At 49.9% G+C, this 18,015-nt stretch carries 16 protein-coding genes; 12 read left to right on the top strand and 4 right to left on the bottom strand.

Translation table 11 applies throughout. From position 1 onward, the window contains the following. Window positions 1-203: 203 nt before the first annotated feature. Window positions 204-974, bottom strand: coding sequence for a MarC family protein (locus H6F91_RS16200; protein WP_190771852.1), 771 nt, complete (start codon window positions 972-974; stop codon window positions 204-206). A 261-nt stretch (window positions 975-1,235) separates the two neighbouring features. On the opposite strand from H6F91_RS16200, the gene crtO reads away from it, so the two are divergent. The 4 genes from crtO to queC all read left to right on the top strand — a co-directional run bounded on the left by crtO (window position 1,236) and on the right by queC (window position 5,195). Next, complete coding sequence (gene crtO / locus H6F91_RS16195) at window positions 1,236-2,930, top strand: beta-carotene ketolase CrtO (RefSeq protein ID WP_190771851.1); 1,695 nt, start codon at window positions 1,236-1,238, stop codon at window positions 2,928-2,930. Window positions 2,931-3,433: 503 nt separating this feature from the next. Then, a complete protein-coding gene (locus H6F91_RS16190; RefSeq protein ID WP_190771850.1) occupies window positions 3,434-3,823 on the top strand; it encodes a 6-pyruvoyl tetrahydropterin synthase family protein in 390 nt (129 codons plus the stop codon). 10 nt (window positions 3,824-3,833) lie between these two features. After that, complete coding sequence (locus H6F91_RS16185; protein WP_190771849.1) at window positions 3,834-4,472, top strand: 7-carboxy-7-deazaguanine synthase QueE; 639 nt, start codon at window positions 3,834-3,836, stop codon at window positions 4,470-4,472. Window positions 4,473-4,481: 9 nt separating this feature from the next. Beyond that, the gene (gene queC, locus H6F91_RS16180) at window positions 4,482-5,195 is read left to right on the top strand and encodes a 7-cyano-7-deazaguanine synthase QueC (RefSeq protein WP_190771848.1); all 714 of its coding nucleotides are present in this window, start codon (window positions 4,482-4,484) and stop codon (window positions 5,193-5,195) included. Between the two features lie 157 nt (window positions 5,196-5,352). On the opposite strand, the gene H6F91_RS16175 is transcribed toward queC, so the two are convergent. After that, on the bottom strand, window positions 5,353-6,285 hold the full coding sequence (locus H6F91_RS16175; protein ID WP_190772013.1) for a zinc-binding dehydrogenase: 933 nt from the start codon (window positions 6,283-6,285) through the stop codon (window positions 5,353-5,355). A 140-nt stretch (window positions 6,286-6,425) separates the two neighbouring features. Continuing rightward, entirely contained in the window at window positions 6,426-8,435 is a 2,010-nt protein-coding gene (locus H6F91_RS16170) for a LysR substrate-binding domain-containing protein (RefSeq protein ID WP_242035825.1), read from the bottom strand. A 229-nt stretch (window positions 8,436-8,664) separates the two neighbouring features. Here H6F91_RS16170 and H6F91_RS16165 point away from each other — a divergent pair, with 229 nt between their 5' ends. From H6F91_RS16165 to rtcA, 8 genes are all read left to right on the top strand, one after another. Beyond that, the gene (locus H6F91_RS16165) at window positions 8,665-10,377 is read left to right on the top strand and encodes a fumarate reductase/succinate dehydrogenase flavoprotein subunit (RefSeq protein WP_242035824.1); all 1,713 of its coding nucleotides are present in this window, start codon (window positions 8,665-8,667) and stop codon (window positions 10,375-10,377) included. Window positions 10,378-10,411: 34 nt separating this feature from the next. Then, window positions 10,412-10,639 (top strand): ferredoxin family protein, encoded by a 228-nt coding sequence (locus tag H6F91_RS16160; protein ID WP_190771847.1) that lies wholly within the window; start codon window positions 10,412-10,414, stop codon window positions 10,637-10,639. 234 nt (window positions 10,640-10,873) lie between these two features. Beyond that, window positions 10,874-11,848, top strand: a complete 975-nt coding sequence (locus H6F91_RS16155) for a HEAT repeat domain-containing protein (RefSeq protein WP_190771846.1) — start codon at window positions 10,874-10,876, stop codon at window positions 11,846-11,848. Then, on the top strand, window positions 11,841-12,905 hold the full coding sequence (locus H6F91_RS16150) for an Mrp/NBP35 family ATP-binding protein (RefSeq protein WP_190771845.1): 1,065 nt from the start codon (window positions 11,841-11,843) through the stop codon (window positions 12,903-12,905). Before H6F91_RS16155 ends, H6F91_RS16150 begins: the two co-directional genes overlap by 8 nt. Window positions 12,906-13,372: 467 nt before the next feature. After that, entirely contained in the window at window positions 13,373-14,833 is a 1,461-nt protein-coding gene (locus H6F91_RS16145; protein ID WP_190771844.1) for an RtcB family protein, read from the top strand. 3 nt (window positions 14,834-14,836) lie between these two features. After that, window positions 14,837-15,724: a GTP-binding protein gene (locus H6F91_RS16140; protein ID WP_190771843.1), complete on the top strand. Its 888-nt coding sequence runs from the start codon at window positions 14,837-14,839 to the stop codon at window positions 15,722-15,724. A gap of 5 nt (window positions 15,725-15,729) precedes the next feature. Next, window positions 15,730-16,161, top strand: a complete 432-nt coding sequence (locus tag H6F91_RS16135; protein ID WP_190771842.1) for an archease — start codon at window positions 15,730-15,732, stop codon at window positions 16,159-16,161. A 1-nt stretch (window position 16,162) separates the two neighbouring features. Further along, window positions 16,163-17,218, top strand: coding sequence for an RNA 3'-terminal phosphate cyclase (rtcA, locus tag H6F91_RS16130; RefSeq protein ID WP_190771841.1), 1,056 nt, complete (start codon window positions 16,163-16,165; stop codon window positions 17,216-17,218). On the opposite strand, the gene H6F91_RS16125 is transcribed toward rtcA, so the two are convergent. Then, window positions 17,188-17,739: a hypothetical protein gene (locus H6F91_RS16125; protein WP_199307870.1), complete on the bottom strand. Its 552-nt coding sequence runs from the start codon at window positions 17,737-17,739 to the stop codon at window positions 17,188-17,190. The genes rtcA and H6F91_RS16125 overlap by 31 nt on opposite strands. Between the last annotated feature and the right edge of the window lie 276 nt (window positions 17,740-18,015).

The following is an 18,015-nucleotide window of genomic DNA, read 5'->3' as shown; positions in this document are numbered from 1 at the left end:
CCCATGAGCGAGTTGGAATAGGGAGGCAGGCTGAAGTTTAAAGGGGCGATCGCAATTCCTCCTTGCGGTAGCACGATCTCATACCTCCTGCGAGAGCTTTCCTTAAGGATTAGGGTTACTGCAAGCTGAGCTTCCTTGGGTGAGAGGTGTTTTGGAACATCCAAAAGGGCTTAGCCTGCAGGATGGTTGACTCAAGTGATTGATTAAGGCGTTGGGAGATCAAGTTTCCAGGACGATCGCCCTTCTGTGGCGGGTTTTGCTTCGGATGGTCCTGGTGTCGGGGCGGCGGGAGGCCGGGGACGAAGCGTGTAGTGAATTTCCACGTCTCCATAGGTAACTGGGTTGTCGGTAACCAGAGCGCTCTTCAACACATCACTGGTACCGCTGGCAATATATTGAACGGCCAGGGCTGCCAGCAAAACGCCCAAAACTCGGGTAACAACATTGATGCCGGTTCGCCCAAAAACTTTGGCTAACCAGGTCGCCAGGCCGAAGAGCCCATAAGTCAGGAGCAACACGAGGGCGACGACGCCTAGAATGAGCGCAAAACCCAGGCGATCGCCATCTACCTCACTGGTAAAAATCAGCAAGCTGGCTAAAGTCCCAGGACCCGCGAGCAAAGGAATGGCCAGCGGAAATACACTCACATCCTCTCGCTGTTGGGCTTCTTGCTCTTCTTCGGGGGTTTCTCGCTCCTGCTGGGCGAACACCATGTCAACACCAATCTTGAGAAGCAGTAACCCAGCGGCAATTTCAAAGGCTTCGAAACTAATGCCCAGGTAGCGCAGCAGTAGATTACCCGTAAAGCTAAAAACGAGCAAAATAACGGCTGCCACCAGCACCGCTCGTCGGGCAATGCGATTCTGCTCTTCAGGAGGATATTTGCCCGTCAAGCTAATAAATAGGGGCAGTAAGCCAACCGGATCAATGACTACGAAGAAGGTCAAAAAAGCTCTAGCAAAAAGAGAAAGCATAGGGAGGGAACCGTAAGGGAGCTGGCACGGGCTAACGGCAGAGGTCTTTTATCGATCTACCTGTTACGGTAGATGCTTTCTGTCTTGGGGTGATTCAAGCTGCACATTAAGGCTTGTGGATTAAACAATGCGAGATAAACGTTTTGAGCGGCTGAGCTGAGCATTTAGCCCGTCCTACAAGAATTGCAGTTTATCTGATTTATGCTGCAGAGTCTGTCTCTGAATTGCCTGTACTTGTGTTTACCGGGATAGCGCTTTCGCATGGAAACCTATGACGTTGTTTTGATTGGGGCAGGACACAACAGTTTGGTGTGTGCTGCTTACTTGCTAAAAGTGGGTTACTCCGTTCTGTTGCTGGAAAAGAATTCCATTCCCGGAGGAGCGGCCACCACAGAAGAGTTGATGCCAGATGAGGCACCCGGGTTTAAGTTCAACCCCTGTGCAATCGACCATATCTTTATTCATCTGGGACCTGTGGTTCAGGAGTTAGAACTGAATAAATATGGTCTGGAATATCTTTTCTGCGATCCGGTTGTGTTTTGTCCACACCCCGACGGCAAATATTTTCTAGCCCATCGCTCTGTCGAAAAAACCTGCGCCGAAATTGCCCGCTTTAGCCCCCGCGATGCTCAAAAATATGCTGAATTCGCCGAGTTCTGGCAGCGGGTTGTTGGGATGCTCATTCCCATATTTAATGCACCACCCAAATCTGTGGTGGATATGCTGGGCAATTATGATTTAAACAAGCTCAACGATGTTTTTTCCCTGATAGGTTCTTCGGATAAGACCCTGGATCTAATCCGAACCATGTTCACCAGCCCCATGGATCTGATCAATGAATACTTTGATTCAGAATTTCTCAAGGCTCCTCTGGCGCGGTTAGCGGCGGAACTGAGTACGCCGCCCTCCCAGAAAAACATGGCAGTCGGTTCCATCATGATGACCCTGCGCCACAACCCGGGTATGGCTCGTCCTCGCGGTGGAACGGGAGCTTTATCCAAGGCATTGGTTCGGTGTGTGCAGGATTTGGGCGGTATTATTCGCACCGAACAGGATGTGCAAAAAGTACTGGTGGATGAAGGCAGAGCCGTTGGGGTGCGCCTTGCTAATGGCAAGGAGTATCGAGCCAAGGACGGTGTGATTTCTAGCCTGGATGCTCAACGTCTGTTTCTTAAGCTTGTGGACCCGAAAGATGTGGATGCAGCGAATCCGGAGCTGCGGGAACGGGTCGATCGCCGTATCACTAACCACAACGAAGCTATTCTCAAAATCGACTGCGCCCTATCCGAGCCACCACGCTTCATCCATCACCAACACCGGGATGAAAACATGATGGGTGCTGTGCTGATTGCTGACTCGGTGGCTCAGGTTGAACTGGCCCACACCGACCCTAACATCGGCAGGATTCCCCTGGAAGACCCATCCATGTATGCGGTTGTGCCAACCATTCGCGACCCGTCGATGGCTCCTGAGGGCAAACATACCCTATGGATTGAGTACTTTGTTCCCTACCAGATTGCTGGTGCCGAGGGCACTGGGCTAAATGGTACGGGTTGGACGGAGGAACTGAAGAACAAAGTGGCCGATCGCGTCCTGGCAAAATTTGCCGACTATGCTCCCAATGTCAGTTCCTCGATCATTGCCCGTCACATTGAAAGTCCTCCAGAACTGGAACGCCGTATTGGTGTTACCAAGGGCAACTACTATCACCTGGATATGACCTTTGACCAGATGATGTTTTTCCGCCCACTGCCCGAGTTGGCCAACTACAAAACGCCGATTGAGGGACTATTTCTGACAGGGGCAGGCACTCATCCGGGTGGCTCGATCTCTGGCTTGCCAGGTCGCAACTGTGCGCGGGTTTTCTTGCAAACGCAACGGCCCCTGGTCCAAGCCCTCACGGATGCTGGGGAAATGATTAAATCTACCGCCAGTTCGCTCTTTAACCTCTCATAGCAGGGGTTATGGAACGTGTTAACCCTACACGTTCCATCGTTGGTGTTTAGGTTTCATCTTGCATAGCCGCTAGCCTGCACCCCAAGAAGATCAGTGGTGTCTTCTTGGGGTGTAGGTTTTGTGACCCTATAAATAGCAAGGTGCAAGTGCGTTAAGACAGCGTAGTAGCAACGTTGCCTACAATGCGACGATTACGCGTTTGAACCTACTGTAATGTGATGCGTTATCTAGGATGTTATGGGTTTCATTCATAACATCCTAGATAACTGCGTCAGTGCCGAATAATATGCGAATGGCTCAGGCATAGAGGCTTGACCCGGTTCAGCAATATAGATTAGTGTCCTATGTTTAGCCCACACAGCATTGGAAAAGGCTGGTGATCTTGCAAGCTGGAGTTTGTTTGAGTCGTAAATCGATGGATAGCTAATGACTTCCATTGCATCGTGATTGTTCCAGTTCAATCAATTTGTGATGTGCGGAAGTGGGAATAAGGATGTTCGCAAATGCCTAAATGGAAATTGACAACCGAGTTTACGTTTGATGCTGCCCACTACATCCGAGATTATGATGGGCCCTGCGGTCGTATGCATGGGCATACCTATCGTGTACGCCTGGAAGCAGCCTCTCGCCAGTTGCACGCTTCTGAATATTGTCCCCATGCGGTGATGGTGGCGGATTTCCGAACTCTGCGTTGGGCAAAGCGTGATGTTCTCAAGGGAGGATTAGATCATTGCGTTTTGAATGAGGTGTTACCCGAAGGGTATGAGACTACGGCTGAGATGATTGCTCAGTTCATTTATGACAAGACCAAAAAACAATTACCTGAAGGGGTAAGCCTCAAGGTTGCGGTGTCTGAGACGCCGGGCTCTTGGGCCGAGTACGAGGATGACTAAAGAGGAAACGATGACGATTTCAAGCGCAACGCAGACCGAGCTTTATTCAGAAGAAACCGAGGTGCCGGTTGTCGAGACGTTTCACTCAGTTCAAGGGGAAGGGGCATGGGCTGGAACCAGTGCCTTTTTTATCCGCCTGGCAGGTTGTGATGTTGGGTGCTCCTGGTGTGACACAAAGCAGTCATGGAGTGCCCGTCGTCATCCTGTACGCAGAACGGCTGACTTGATTGCCGAGGCAAAAGCAGCAAACCCGGCGATCGCCATCATCACAGGCGGTGAACCCCTCATGCACAACCTTGGTTCTCTCAGCACCGGATTAAAAGCCGCTGGTCTGCCCGTGCATCTTGAAACTTCTGGAGCCCACCCGTTTAGTGGCATCTTTGATTGGGTTACTTTCTCCCCAAAACAATCTAAACCCCCTCATCCAAGTATCTATCCACACGTGGGTGAATTGAAGGTCGTCGTTGCCAATGCCGCTGACTTGGAATGGGCAGAGCGCCATGCGGCAAAAGTGCCAGCCAATGCCATGAAACTTCTACAACCGGAATGGAATACCTCTGACAGCTATTCCCTCATTTTTGATTACGTTCTGCGCCATCCTGAGTGGCGAATTAGCTTACAAACTCATAAATTCACGAATATTCGATAGGAGTCACCGATGAGCACCCCCAAGGCGATTGTTTTGTTATCCGGTGGTTTGGATTCTGCGACTTCGGCGGCTCAGGCGATCGCCGACGGTTACGACCTGATCGCCCTATCACTTCACTACGGCCAGCGCCACGATCGCGAACTCGATGCTGCCAAACGCGTCGTCGAGCATCTGGGAATTAAAGAACACTTCGTTGTGGATGTGAACCTGGCCCAGTGGGGTGGCTCTGCGCTCACGGATCAGGCGGTTGACGTGCCAACAGGTGGTGTGAAAACTGGCGAGATTCCTAATACCTATGTGCCGGGGCGGAATACAGTGTTTTTGGCGATCGCCCTCTCCCTGGCCGAAGCCAAAGGAGCCGAAGCCATTTACCTTGGCATCAACGCTGTGGACTACTCCGGCTATCCCGACTGCCGTCCCGATTATCTGGCCGCTGTTCAACACCTTGCAACTCTCTCCTGCAAAGTCGGGTTGGAGGGCCATGCGCCCAAACTTGTAGCTCCTTTAGTTATGGATTCCAAGGTGGATATTGTCCACCGAGCCTTGCGATTGGGGGTTCCCATCCATTTCACCTGGTCGTGCTATCAGGGTAATGATGAACCTTGCGGAGTTTGTGACTCTTGCCGAATTCGCGATCGCGCCCTGATTGAAGCCGGTAGATCTGACCTCGCGTCACAGGTGGGGCAGTCCTTGTATGAGCAGGAGACAACTACTTCTATGTGATGGGTTTAACTGGTGATGACAGCGATCGCCCAATGGACAGCCTACTTCCTGCGGGCCCACGTCTATCAAGACAGAGAGGCTTGTCAAAGAATTAATGGGAGCGATCGCCCCCATTCATGGTTACAGTGCTTAGCGTTGCTGAATTAGATCAACAAGCTTACTCCCGAACTTGAAGCACGATTTTGCCACGGGTGCGTCCGCTCTGGCTCAACTTATGGGCTTCTACTACCTGGTCTAGCGGTAGCACGGTTTCAACAATCGGTTTGACCTGCCCTTGATCAATGAGTTGTGCCATCTCGGTTAGCCAATCCGCTCTGGGTTGAATGAAGACATAAGCACTCCGGCATTGATGAGCAGCCGCTTTTTCTTCAGGTGGAGGCGAGATAACAGAAACTAAAATGCCACCCGGTTTCACAACTTGCCAGGAACGTTCTTGAACATCCCCACCCACGGTGTCAAACACCACATCTACAGGATTAACAACGTCCTCAAACTGAGTGGTTTGGTAATCAATCACCTCATCAGCACCCAACTCCAACAAAAAGTCTCGGTTTCGAGCTGAGGCTGTGCCTATCACATGGGCCCCTTTCCAATGGGCAAACTGAACGGCGTAGCTTCCGACACCGCCTGCTGCCGCATGAATCAAAACTCGTTGCCCTGGTGATAACTGAGCGGCTTCAAATAGGCAGTGCCAGGCTGTAATTCCTGCCAGAGGCACTGCTGCGGCATGAACGTGATCAACGGTTTTGGGCTTAAGTGCGACTTCTGAAGCTTTGACAGCGACGAACTCTGCATACGTGCCATCCCGTTGAATATCAGGGCGCGAGTAGACCTCATCTCCCGGCTTGAAGGTAGTCACATTAACACCAACGGCTTCCACAACCCCAGACACATCCCATCCCAAAATTAAGGGTAAATCGTAATCAATAAAGCCTTGAAGATATCCTTCCCGGATTTTCCAATCCACTGGGTTGATAGCGGCGGCATGAACCCGAATCAAAACGTCGTCTTCGGCGATCGCCGGTAAAGGCACATCCTCGTACGTCAGAACCTCTGGGCCTCCGTAAGCGTGAATGCGAACTGCTTTCATCGTCGTCATCGCCCTTCTCCTCGGATGTTTCGTCTTGATTCTAAAGAATCTACGTCATACTTGCATATTCAGGCTTTCTGTATCTTGTTGTGGATGGTGTGCTTTTCACCGCATACACAGCAAGTGGTGGAGCCTAAATCCTAATGTTGATGCATTTGTTGAATAAAGTCTGATTGAACCCATTGGTTCAAATTAATGGCTTTTAGGCATTCGTTACCCGGTATCTGGGTGAGTTGCTGGATGTGTAAATTCAACCAGTCCGGACGAACCGTAGTTTCTGAGAAGAAGCGCCCAGGCTGATTGTGATAGGAGGTGCTTAACGTTTGGGAAACGATCGCCGGATCAACGCGTGTCCACTGGCTGACTAACTTAAGTGCTGCAGGGGTTTTGTCATACCACTGTTGGGCGGCAGTTAAAGCTTTCAGATAGCCGATCACAACCTCTGGATAAGCGTCTGCTAATGCAGCACGCACAACCACACCATAGAATACAGGCAAATTTTCTAGACGCTGATTGCAGAGATAACGAAAATTTCCCTCGCGACAAGCGACATCATGGAATGGGGCAAAGTGGGCGTAACTATCGGCTAAATCAGTTGGGAATTCAAATTTCTTAGATGGTTTTGGATGCTCGAGGGAAGTGAGTTGAACATCACTGAGAAGATTGGCCGCTTGTAGCGATCGCATCACCATACCATGCGCGGAAGAATGAAAAGGAACGGCCAGCACTCGGCCTCGCAAGTCTTCAATACTTTCTAGATTTGATTCATTAGGCACAATCATTGCATTGCAAGAACCATCCGGATTGGATGATACAAAGCTAACCAATCGAGTTTTTTGTGCGTCTGTCTTTTCTGCTTGAATCGCACTCAACAAGAGTGGGTAATCTCCTAATATGCCAATATCTAACTTTCCAGAATGCAATCCCTCAATAATGGGTGCGCCTGTTGCAAAGTCAGGCCAGCGAATTTGATACTGAGTATTACTGTAGCGTCCATCTTTTGGTAAAAAGTGTTCCAACAAACCCAACCGCTGCATAATTAGCCCCGCTGTGATCGCTGGAATCGTACGGTTCTGCACCCCAATGGATAACGTGAGTGTTTCCGGTTTGCGGGGATTGGAATCACGCAGGAGAAAGTTGGGCGATCGCAATCGTACACCTGAAGCACTGTTCATCGGCTTAGTTTGCTGAATCAGCGCAACAAACTTTTGAACTGGATTGAGATGAATAGCCTTCTGGGTTTTCAAATTCGTTTCATTCGAGGACTCAAGCTGCTTTGACGTTAGAAGATATATATTCCCAGCGAGAGCAAACTCTTGTAATGAAATAGCGGTAACGTTTTTCGATTGACAATCCAGTTTGAAATCAAACTCAGATGCAAATCCCACATAACTCCCCTGGGTAATGTAAGTTCGCATTAAGCTAACGGTGTCAACGGTTTCGAGCCGTGGAAATGCTGCTAACGATAACCCCAATTCTGAAAGTCGTGACTCAAGCACGAGCCGACTGGGAGAACCTTCGGGCAGTACAACCCAAGCACTCTGTTTTAAGTCTTGAATGCTCAGCCAGCTCTGCTTGGCTAACGGATGAGTTGAGGCGACAAAGGCAGAGTAATGGATGCCATCGATGCAGGTTGCATGAATATCTGACCCATCAGAGCTGACATCAGAAAAGCCGACATCAACCTGTCGGTCAGTCATGGCTCGATATAGTGCTTCGACTGATTCAAAAACAACACATTGGGTTTGAATTTCAGGATATTTCTGGCGGTAGTTAAACAAGATATTGGGTAGCCAGCCCTCGGCGATCGCCCCAGTACAACCAATCTTTAAGTTGCCAACTTTTCCCTGCTTAATTTCTTCAATTCCTTGCAAAAGCTGATTCTCAACCTGAATTAATTTGGGTGCTTCTTCCAACAAAAAACGCCCTACTTCAGTTAGCTCAACTTTTCGCCCGACTCGACTAAATACTGAGGTTCCCAATTCGGATTCCAGGGATTTAATTTTGGCACTCACCGCAGGTTGCGTCAGATTCAGAACATCCGCAGCATCCGTAAAACTGAGATGTCGGGCAACCTCTAGAAAAACTTTAATTTGGTAGATTTCCATGGATTTGGGGGAGGGCGATCGCCTGCATTGAACCAACAGCATTTCTGCATCAAATTATTTTATTGATCCATAGAAGACTTGAATATATATCGGATTACATTTGGCACAGAATGGAATGACGTTGAGCCCAGTTGACGAAATGCGACGTTAAACAGAGCTGTTTAGAATTTGTGACGGAACCACAATGATTAGGCTAGTCACCCATAGTTTTCTCTGATCTCAGCCGAATCCCTCAACGAAAAGCTTTTCTGAATTTAATAAGGAGATCTGTATGAGTCCCCAAAATACTCAGTGGATGAGGACAGATGTGCTTGTCATCGGTGGCGGTACTGCCGGAACCATGGCGGCCATCAAAGCGCGACAGGCCAATCCTGAAGCGGATGTGCTGATTCTAGAAAAAGCCAATATTCGTCGCAGTGGGGCGATCGCCATGGGCATGGATGGCGTTAACACGGCCGTCATTCCCGGTCACTCTACCCCGGAACAGTACACGCGTGAAGTGACGATCGCCAACGACGGCATTGTGGAGCAAAAAGCAGTTTACCAAACAGGCAAACTGGGCTTTGAAGTGATTCAAGAGCTGGAAAGCTGGGGCGTCAAATTCCAGAAAGACCCCGAGGGTAACTATGACCTGAAGCAAGTGCATCGAGTCGGCAAATATGTGTTGCCCATGCCGGAAGGCAAAGACCTGAAAACCATTCTGACGCGACAGGTGAAGCGGCATAAAGCTAGAGTCACTAATCGTGTGATGGCAACCCGTGTGTTGGTGCGGGACGGACGGGCGATCGGTGCAGTTGGGTTTGATGTTCGCAATGGCGATTTCATCGTCATTCAGGCCAAAGCGGTCATTCTCTGCACCGGAGCCTGTGGACGGCTGGGGCTTCCGGCGTCTGGATATCTTTACGGTACCTATGAGAACCCAACCAATGCTGGAGATGGCTACTCAATGGCCTATCACGCTGGTGCCGAACTGAGCAACATCGAATGCTTCCAAATCAATCCCCTGATTAAGGATTACAACGGGCCTGCTTGCGCCTATGTGGCTGGCCCGCTGGGCGCTCAAACCGTGAATGCGGAAGGTTATCGCTTCATCAACTGCGATTACTGGAGCGGCCAGATGATGCTGGAAGTTTGGAAAGAACTCAATTCTGGTAAAGGCCCCATCCAGCTCAAAATGACGCACCTGGATGACGACACGATCGCCGAAATTGAATCCATCCTATGGGCCAATGAACGCCCCAGTCGAGAACGCTTCCATACGGGACGGGGCGAAAATTACCGCACCCATGGCGTTGAAATGAATATCTCCGAGATTGGGCTGTGCAGCGGTCACAGTGCATCCGGTGTGTGGGTGAATGAAAAAGCGGAAACGACAGTGCCCGGGCTTTACGCTGCGGGGGATATGGCCAGCGTGCCGCACAACTACATGATTGGGGCATTTGTGTTTGGGCGATTGGCAGGGGAGAATGCGATCGCCCACATCCAAGACTTGGATCATTTAGAACCCGACCCAGAGTTTTTAGAAGCTGAAAAAGCTAGAATTTACGCTCCTTTGAATCAACCTAATGGTATTCCACACACACAGGTGGAATACAAACTGCGGCGATTAGTAAATGATTATCTGCAACCGCCCAAAGTGAGCCAAAAAATGGAAATTGGCCTGCAAAACTTTGTCCGTTATCAGGAAACCCTGGAATTAATGGGTGCTCGCGATCCGCACGAACTTATGCGCTGCATGGAAGTGCATTTCATTCGCGATTGCGCAGAGATGGCAGCCCGTGCTTCTCTGTACCGTCGTGAAAGCCGATGGGGACTGTATCACTATCGCTTAGATTATCCCGAAAAGAACAATCAGGAATGGTTCTGTCACGTCAATTTGAAGAAGGATGATTCCGGTGAAATGGTGTTCTTCAAGCGTTCAATTACTCCCTACATAATCGACGTTGATGTCAGCCGAGAAGTTTACGACGTTGCAACGCGATAACCATTCACATTTCTAACAATAGGATTTTGATCGTATGGCACTAATCAACCAACGCGTCGATGTTCCCGTCATCGTCGATGAATCCAAATGTCTCGAAAAATGCACAGCCTGTATCGAAGTTTGTCCGTTGGATGTTTTAGCTAAAAATCCAGAAACCGGCAAAGCCTACATGAAATACGACGAGTGCTGGTTCTGCCTCCCTTGCGAAAAAGAATGTCCCACCGGAGCCATTACCGTCCAAATTCCCTTTCTGTTGCGCTAGTTTCGCTCAAACCTGAAGTCGAGAAAGGCCGGGGTCTGCTTCAAAACCCCAGCAAAGCGAAGCGGCTTAACGCCTCCTTCCCAAGGTCTCCTTGCCGAGGGGGGTCTGGGGGAACGGGCAGCCGTCCCTCCAGTCTGGGGGTTTGGGGGGCGACGCGCCCCCCAGCCAGATTTATGCAAACCCCCCAGCTTATGTAGTGCCATTCCCCTAAAAACGAACTCTAGAACAGTGTCTATGACTGCCAATACCGATTCCGAATTAAGCCCATGGCTGGAGATGCTGCGATCGCCCGAAGAAAGCGATCGCCTCGTCGCCGTCAAAACCCTACAACACCTCGGAGATGAAGACGCACTCAATCCTCTAATCACAGCCCTTCAGGACGAGAGCACAACCGTTCAAAAGCTAGCCGTAACAGCACTCTGGGAACTCGCCAATCCAACAGCCGTTCCTGCCTTAATTGAATGCCTTGCCTCACCTGATGAAGAGGTTCGCGACGAAGCTCAATCCGCTTTAGGAGAGTTAGTCTCTTCTGATCATCTGTTGTTATTACTTGATGCGTTGCAACAAGGAAACATCCATCAACAACTAAGTGTCTTGTTCCTGCTACAAAAGATTCACGATGTGCAGTGTTTACCGTATATCTTGCCGTTCTTTAAATCTAATCAGCCTGAGCTACGCGAAGCTGCCGTGATTACTCTGCGGTATCTGAATCAGGTGAAAGAGTGTCCAGAGGCGATCACCCTTCTCTCCGATCCAGACGCAACCGTCAGACGTGCCGCCACCCTAACTTTGGGACATTTAGCCGATGCCGATATTGTTTCTGCTCTTTGTCGTGCCTTAACGGAGGATGCTGATTGGCAGGTGCGACGTAACGCGGCCAAATCCTTAGCATTACACGCCAATTCATTAGCAGTATCAGCTTTAGAAACGGCATTAGCTGATGACCACTGGCAAGTTCGCAAATTCGCCCTGCAAGCTCTGCAAAAAACACCCGACGATCGCACTCTGCCCGCACTTATTCAAGCTCTCGCGGATGAGTATTCCGATGTGCGTCGGGATGCGGCGATCGCCCTCGGCACCCTCAAAAATCCAGCCGCTCTCAATGCCCTTCAGCAAGCCTTAGATGACCCCGATCGAGATGTCTGCATCTACACGCAACGCGCCATCAAATCTATTCAAGAAGCCTTGCAAGAACCCTCCAATGCCTAACGTAGAAACCCTTTCTCAACCGACCCATCTATCAGACTCAGCATCTGTAGAAGACCGTAAACAAGACGTTGTGCAACGGCTCAAACAGATTATCGAACCCATTCTTAATAACGACATCATCAGCTTAGGCATGGTGCGTAACCTGCGGGTTGTGGATGATTACGTTTACCTGCGTCTCTACGTGGGTCAACACCAGCACAGACTGCAAGAACAAATTCAGACGACTTTATCTTCGCTCTCCTGGTGTAAAAAGACTTACGTTCAGCTCTGCACCATTCCGGGTGTTCATACAACTCTCGCCATCTCAAGTGGTAAAGGTGGTGTCGGAAAATCAACCGTCGCCGTTAACTTAGCAGCAGCTCTCACTCTACAAGGGGCCAAAGTTGGTCTGCTCGATGCCGATGTCTACGGTCCCAATGTGCCCCAAATGCTGGGTGTAGACCTATCGGATGTGCAGGTTATCGATACTCCCAACGGGCAGCGGTTTCAACCCCTGGAAGCCCATGGAATTAAAGTAATGTCGGTTGGGCTTCTGGCAGAGCCCGATCACCCACTTGCATGGCGTGGGCCAGTGCTACATAAGATCATTACCCAATTTATCCATCAAGTCGATTGGGGCGATTTGGACTATCTGCTAATTGACCTGCCTCCCGGAACTGGAGATGCCCAAATCACCATTATTCAGGAGAGTCCGATTTGTGGCGTTATTTTGGTGACAACGCCTCAGCAGGTGGCGATCGCCGATGTTCGTCGCAGTGTCCATATGTTTCGTCAAGTGGGTGTTCCAGTTCTCGGCATTGTTGAGAACATGAGTTACCTGACAAGCCCCACAGGTGAAACGCTACCAATCTTTGGAAGTGGGGGTGGTACTCAGTTATCAGCGGAGCTTCAGACTTCCCTACTGGGTCAGATTCCAATAGATGCTCGTATTTGCACCGGCGGTGATACTGGAAAACCGTTGGTATTGACGGAGCCGACATCGGCGATCGGTCAAGTGTTGATGCAGACCGCAACCGCTCTTGAAGCAACATTCTGTGCCGTGAGTAGTTGTCTCTAATTTTTGTGGGGCGGGCAAGATGCCCATCCCACAAAAATTAAGAGCTGATTTCAGTGTCACTCGTGTAAAGCTCCATCACACCTTGCTAGTTTTGAATTGTGTGAGCAGAGCAGCATGTTTCCGAGAACCGAAAGCCTTGGAAAGGATTGATGCTACGTATGCAGCATCAATCCTTTCTAGGGCTTTTCAACCTACTTCTGAAAATACCGGATCTCTGAATGTAACTTTCCTAAGAACAGCTCGTTTGTGAAGTAACCGTGCTGCATAAAAAATCTACTCGTGGTGATGTTCAACGGATGAACCTATAGAGAGAGGTGCTTTTTATCGAGGCTCTGGAAACTATAGGCAGTCCCTCTAGATTGCAACAATTTGGGTGATCCAAGGGGATTTTGAGCTGAGTAATAATTCAAGCTCAGCATTTCCATCCATAAGTGAAATCCCCTTTGTTCAGCCCACGAGGTAAAGTCATGGCTCCCGTTGATGTCTTAAACAAAATTTCGGATGTCATCTGGGAAATTCCAGTCTCCTACAAGAGTGGAATGCGTGTGCCTGGACGGATCTATGGCACTGAGAAACTGATTCGGGAATTAGATGACGCCGTCTACGACCAGATCACCAATGTGGCGACCCTGCCCGGAATCACCAAATATGCCTTGTGTATGCCCGATGGCCACTTTGGCTATGGCTTTCCGATCGGGGGCGTGGCGGCTATGGACGTGGATCAGGGAGGCGTGATTTCCCCCGGTGGCATTGGGTTTGATATTAACTGTGGAATGCGGTTGGTCACGACCAATCTCGACTACAAGGAAGTCAAACCTTACATCAAAAAACTGATTGATAAGCTATATGAACGGGTTCCGGCCGGGGTTGGTAGTGCCGGGTTCGTCAAGTTGTCCCGAAATGAGTTCCGCAAGGTAGCGGAGCAAGGGGCACAATGGTGCATCCAGAATGGCTATGGGTGGGAAGAAGACCTGGAATTAATGGAAGAGCAGGGCTGCTTAAAGGGAGCCGATGCCAACAAAATTAGTGAAAAGGCGATCGATCGCGGGGCTCATCAAATTGGCACACTGGGTTCGGGAAATCATTACTTAGAAATCCAGGTGGCTAAACGGGAGAATATTTTTGATAAAGAGTTAGCCAAAGCAATGGGGATCACCCGCCCCGATCAGGTGGTGGTGATGTTTCATTGCGGTAGTCGCGGATTTGGGCATCAGGTTGCAACGGATTACCTGCAAAGCTTTCTCAAGGTTATGGAAAGCAAGTACGGTATCAAAATTCTCGATCGCGAATTGGCCTGTGCTCCCTTTCACTCTCCTGAAGGACAAGCCTACTTTTCTGCGATGAAATGTGGTATTAACATGTCGTTTGCCAACCGACAGGTAATTTTGCATCGCATTCGTGAAGTCTTTTCGCAGGTGTTTGAGCGATCGCCCGAAGACCTCGGTATGCACATGGTTTACGATGTGTCACACAACACGGCAAAGCTAGAGAAACACATGGTGGATGGTCAGGAGCGATCGCTCCTCGTCCATCGTAAGGGTGCGACTCGTGCCTTTGGCCCTGGGATGGCTGACCTGCCATTTCGGTATCAGGAGACAGGACAGCCTGTGATTATTGGTGGCAGCATGGAAACAGGTTCGTACTTGCTCACCGGAGTATCTACAGGCGATCAAACCTTCTTTAGCACTGCCCACGGCAGCGGACGCACGATGAGCCGTACGAAAGCTCGTAAAACCTGGCAAGGACAGCAGCTTCAGAAGGAGATGCAGCAAAAAGGCATTTATGTTCGCAGCACCTCCTATGCAGGGCTGGCCGAGGAAGCCGGAGGAGCCTATAAGGATGTCGACGAAGTGATTGAAGCGGCAGAGTTGGCGGGTATTAGCCAACGGGTCGCCCGATTAACACCCATTGGTAACGTGAAGGGGTAATGTATGCCAGGACGTACACCGTTGACGGTGCTGACGGGACCGTTGGGAAGTGGTAAGACAACACTACTGCGACACATTCTGACAGTGGTGCCCCGCAAAATTGCCATTTTGATGAATGAGTTTGGGGAGATTGCGATCGACACAAAAATTCTGCAAGGCAAGAATGTGGAAATGGCAGATTTGGGTGGTGGTTGTGTTTGCTGTTCGCTACTAGGTGAATTTGAAGCGGCAGTTGATGAAATTATCGCAACGGTGAATCCAGATCACCTTGTAGTAGAAACAACAGGCGTAGCAGAACCGGATGCTCTGGTATTTGATATTCAAGAAAGCTTGCCCCAGGTACGACTGGATGGCGTAATTACGGTCATTGATGCGGACGGTATGGTGAAGTATCCCCAGGTGGGACATACGGGCCGCATTCAAATTGAATCCGCAGATATCTTGCTTCTCAATAAGGTCGATCTCGTTTCTGAAGAGGAATGGGTCACGGTTACCGACAAACTCCACACAATCAACGAAATCGCTTCCATCATCCCTACGGTTCGCTGTCAGATTGACCCCGATCTGCTATTTGGCATCGGGCGTGAACGCTTACAAGCAGCGCTCCACCATCATCACCAACCCGAGTTTGAGTCCTTTAGCTACACCTCCCAGGCGGTTTATGACCCCGCCCGGTTCACAGAATTTGCCGATTCTCTGAGGGCTGATGTCTATCGAGCCAAAGGTTTTGTGCAATTTCCTGAAGGTACACACCTGTTCAACTTTGTTGCCGGACGCTGGGACTTAGAACCTTTTGATCCCTCTCCCACAGAAATCGTTTTCATTGGCAAACACATCACCCAACAGAAACCTGAAATTTGCGATCGCCTCCAATCCTGCGAGCAAGAGTAAGTACCATGCCCTACGAATTTCTTGAAGATATCGCGACGGCTGATATTGCCTTCCATGCCTGGGGAGACGATTTAGAAGAAGTATTTAAATCTGCAGGAGATGCTGTGATCAACACCATGATTGATAACCTGGAGGCGATCGCGCTTACTGAAACACGTACGTTTCAACTTGAAAACGATGAACTGGATCTCTTGCTGTTTAACTTCTTGCAGGAATTTGTTTATTACAAGGACAGTGAATTGTTATTACTACGGGCACAGCAGGTTCAGATTGAAGCAAAAGAATCTGAATATCGCTTAACAGCCACTGCTCAAGGAGAACGCTTGGATAACGATCGCCATCATCAGCGAGTTGATGTCAAAGCCGTCACGCTCCATCAATTTCAGCTTCAAAAAACAGATGCGGGTTGGATGGCACAAGTCATTCTGGATATTTAAGATGCTACAAATTGACGGTTCTTATGGAGAAGGGGGAGGACAAATCCTTCGTACCAGCTTAAGTTTGGCGGCGATCACTGGGCAACCAATTCGTATCGATCGCATCCGAGCAAAACGGGCGAAGCCAGGATTAGCGATTCAGCATTTAACGGGAGTACGAGCGGCTGCGACACTTTGTCAGGCAGAAATTACAGGCGATCGCGTCGGTTCTACCCAGTTAGAATTCATCCCCGGCCGAGCTGTTCAGGCTGGAGAGTACACCTTTGATGTCACTGAAACTCTGGGAACCGGCTCTGCTGGAGCCGTCACCCTGATTCTACAAACGGTTCTACTACCCCTGGCACTCGCGAAAGGGGAGTCATTTGTCACTTTAAAGGGCGGTACTTTCGTCGCGTGGAGCCCGCCCGCTTCTTACATTGAACAGGTCTACCTTCCGTTCTTACAGCAGATGGGAGTGCTGGCAACGGTAGAACTTGCGGCCTGGGGCTGGTATCCACGGGGCGGGGGTGAGTTAAATTTACAAGTCAGCGGTAATGGTGCGGGTGTGGGTTCGCTCAAACCTCTTCAACTACTGGAACGGGGAGCATTGCAGCAGGTTAAGGGATTGGCGATCGTTACTGAACTGCCGTCCCATATTCCACAACGGATGGCAAGCCGAGCACAAACTTTGTTGGAGCAAGCACAGCTCAAAGCCCAGATACAACCGCGACGAGAACGAGGGGTTGGCCCCGGAGCGGGGGTTTTTCTGATGGCTGAGTACGAACATACTCGGACGGGCTTTGGGGCCGTTGGAAAACTCGGATTACCTGCTGAAGAGGTGGCAGCGATCGCCACCCAGGAACTTCTCGCGTTTCACGAAAATGGAGCCCCCGTAGACGTTCACCTCGCGGATCAGCTTCTTCTCCCGGCCGCATTAGCGTCACAACCCAGCCAGTATCGAGTCGCTGAAGTCAGTACCCACTTGACTACGAATGCCTGGGTGATTGAGCAATTTGGGCTGGCAAAGGTTGCGATCGACGAAAGCACTCAGCTCGTGACCGTTACACCCTGCCGTTGACGCAAGCCCAGGCTATAGCGAGTCGATTGAATGTTGGTGACAAAATGAAACGGGCGCACGGATGTATTGAGAAAACCAGGAGCGCGCAGAAAAATTACATTGCCGGGTGTGGTGTCGAGTTGAACGGCATTGCTACCTTGACGGTCATCGCACCGATAGAACTCAGCTTGCCCACTCAGATTAACCAGGGCAATTAGATTAATTGCCCTCAAACTATCTCGATGGGGGGTAATTCCCAACTGGCCTGGTAGATACCGTTGCAATACCAGCTCTGTGAATTGCAAGGGTGTTGTGAAAGGGTACTCAACTAGACCATTACACGCCTGATCCATCAAGTCTTGAAACGCCTGTTTGAAGTCTGGATATAGCCCAGCATCAGGAAATTGGTTACAGGAACTATATTCTGTTCTGACAATGCGATCGCCACCCCCAATAGTTTCAACCTCGGGTTCATAGTGAAAACTCTCTGCCTCCTGCTGAAGAGCTTGCCGCGCTGATTCGGTCAGCAGAGGAATAGACACCGCACCATCAATGGTTAGGGTGTATATCAGAGTATTAATATCAAGGGGTGAGATAAAGAAGGGAATGCCTCCGAATCCTACACCTCCAGCTTACGACTTCTTCTGTGATGATTGAGGGCGCTTCTTCTGACTGTCGCGCCATTCCTCTAAGGTTTTCCCAAAGTGATACAGGCTCCAATGCTTAGGATCGTGTATTAAATAACCTGTAATTCTTTTTGTGAGAGGGGCGGCTTCGCCGCCCCTCTCACAAAAAGAATTACAGGTTATTTTGTTTTT

The organism is Leptolyngbya sp. FACHB-8, from assembly GCF_014695575.1.
Classification (GTDB): Bacteria; Cyanobacteriota; Cyanobacteriia; order Elainellales; family Elainellaceae; genus Vacuolonema.
This window is presented reverse-complemented; position numbering and strand designations above follow the sequence as displayed.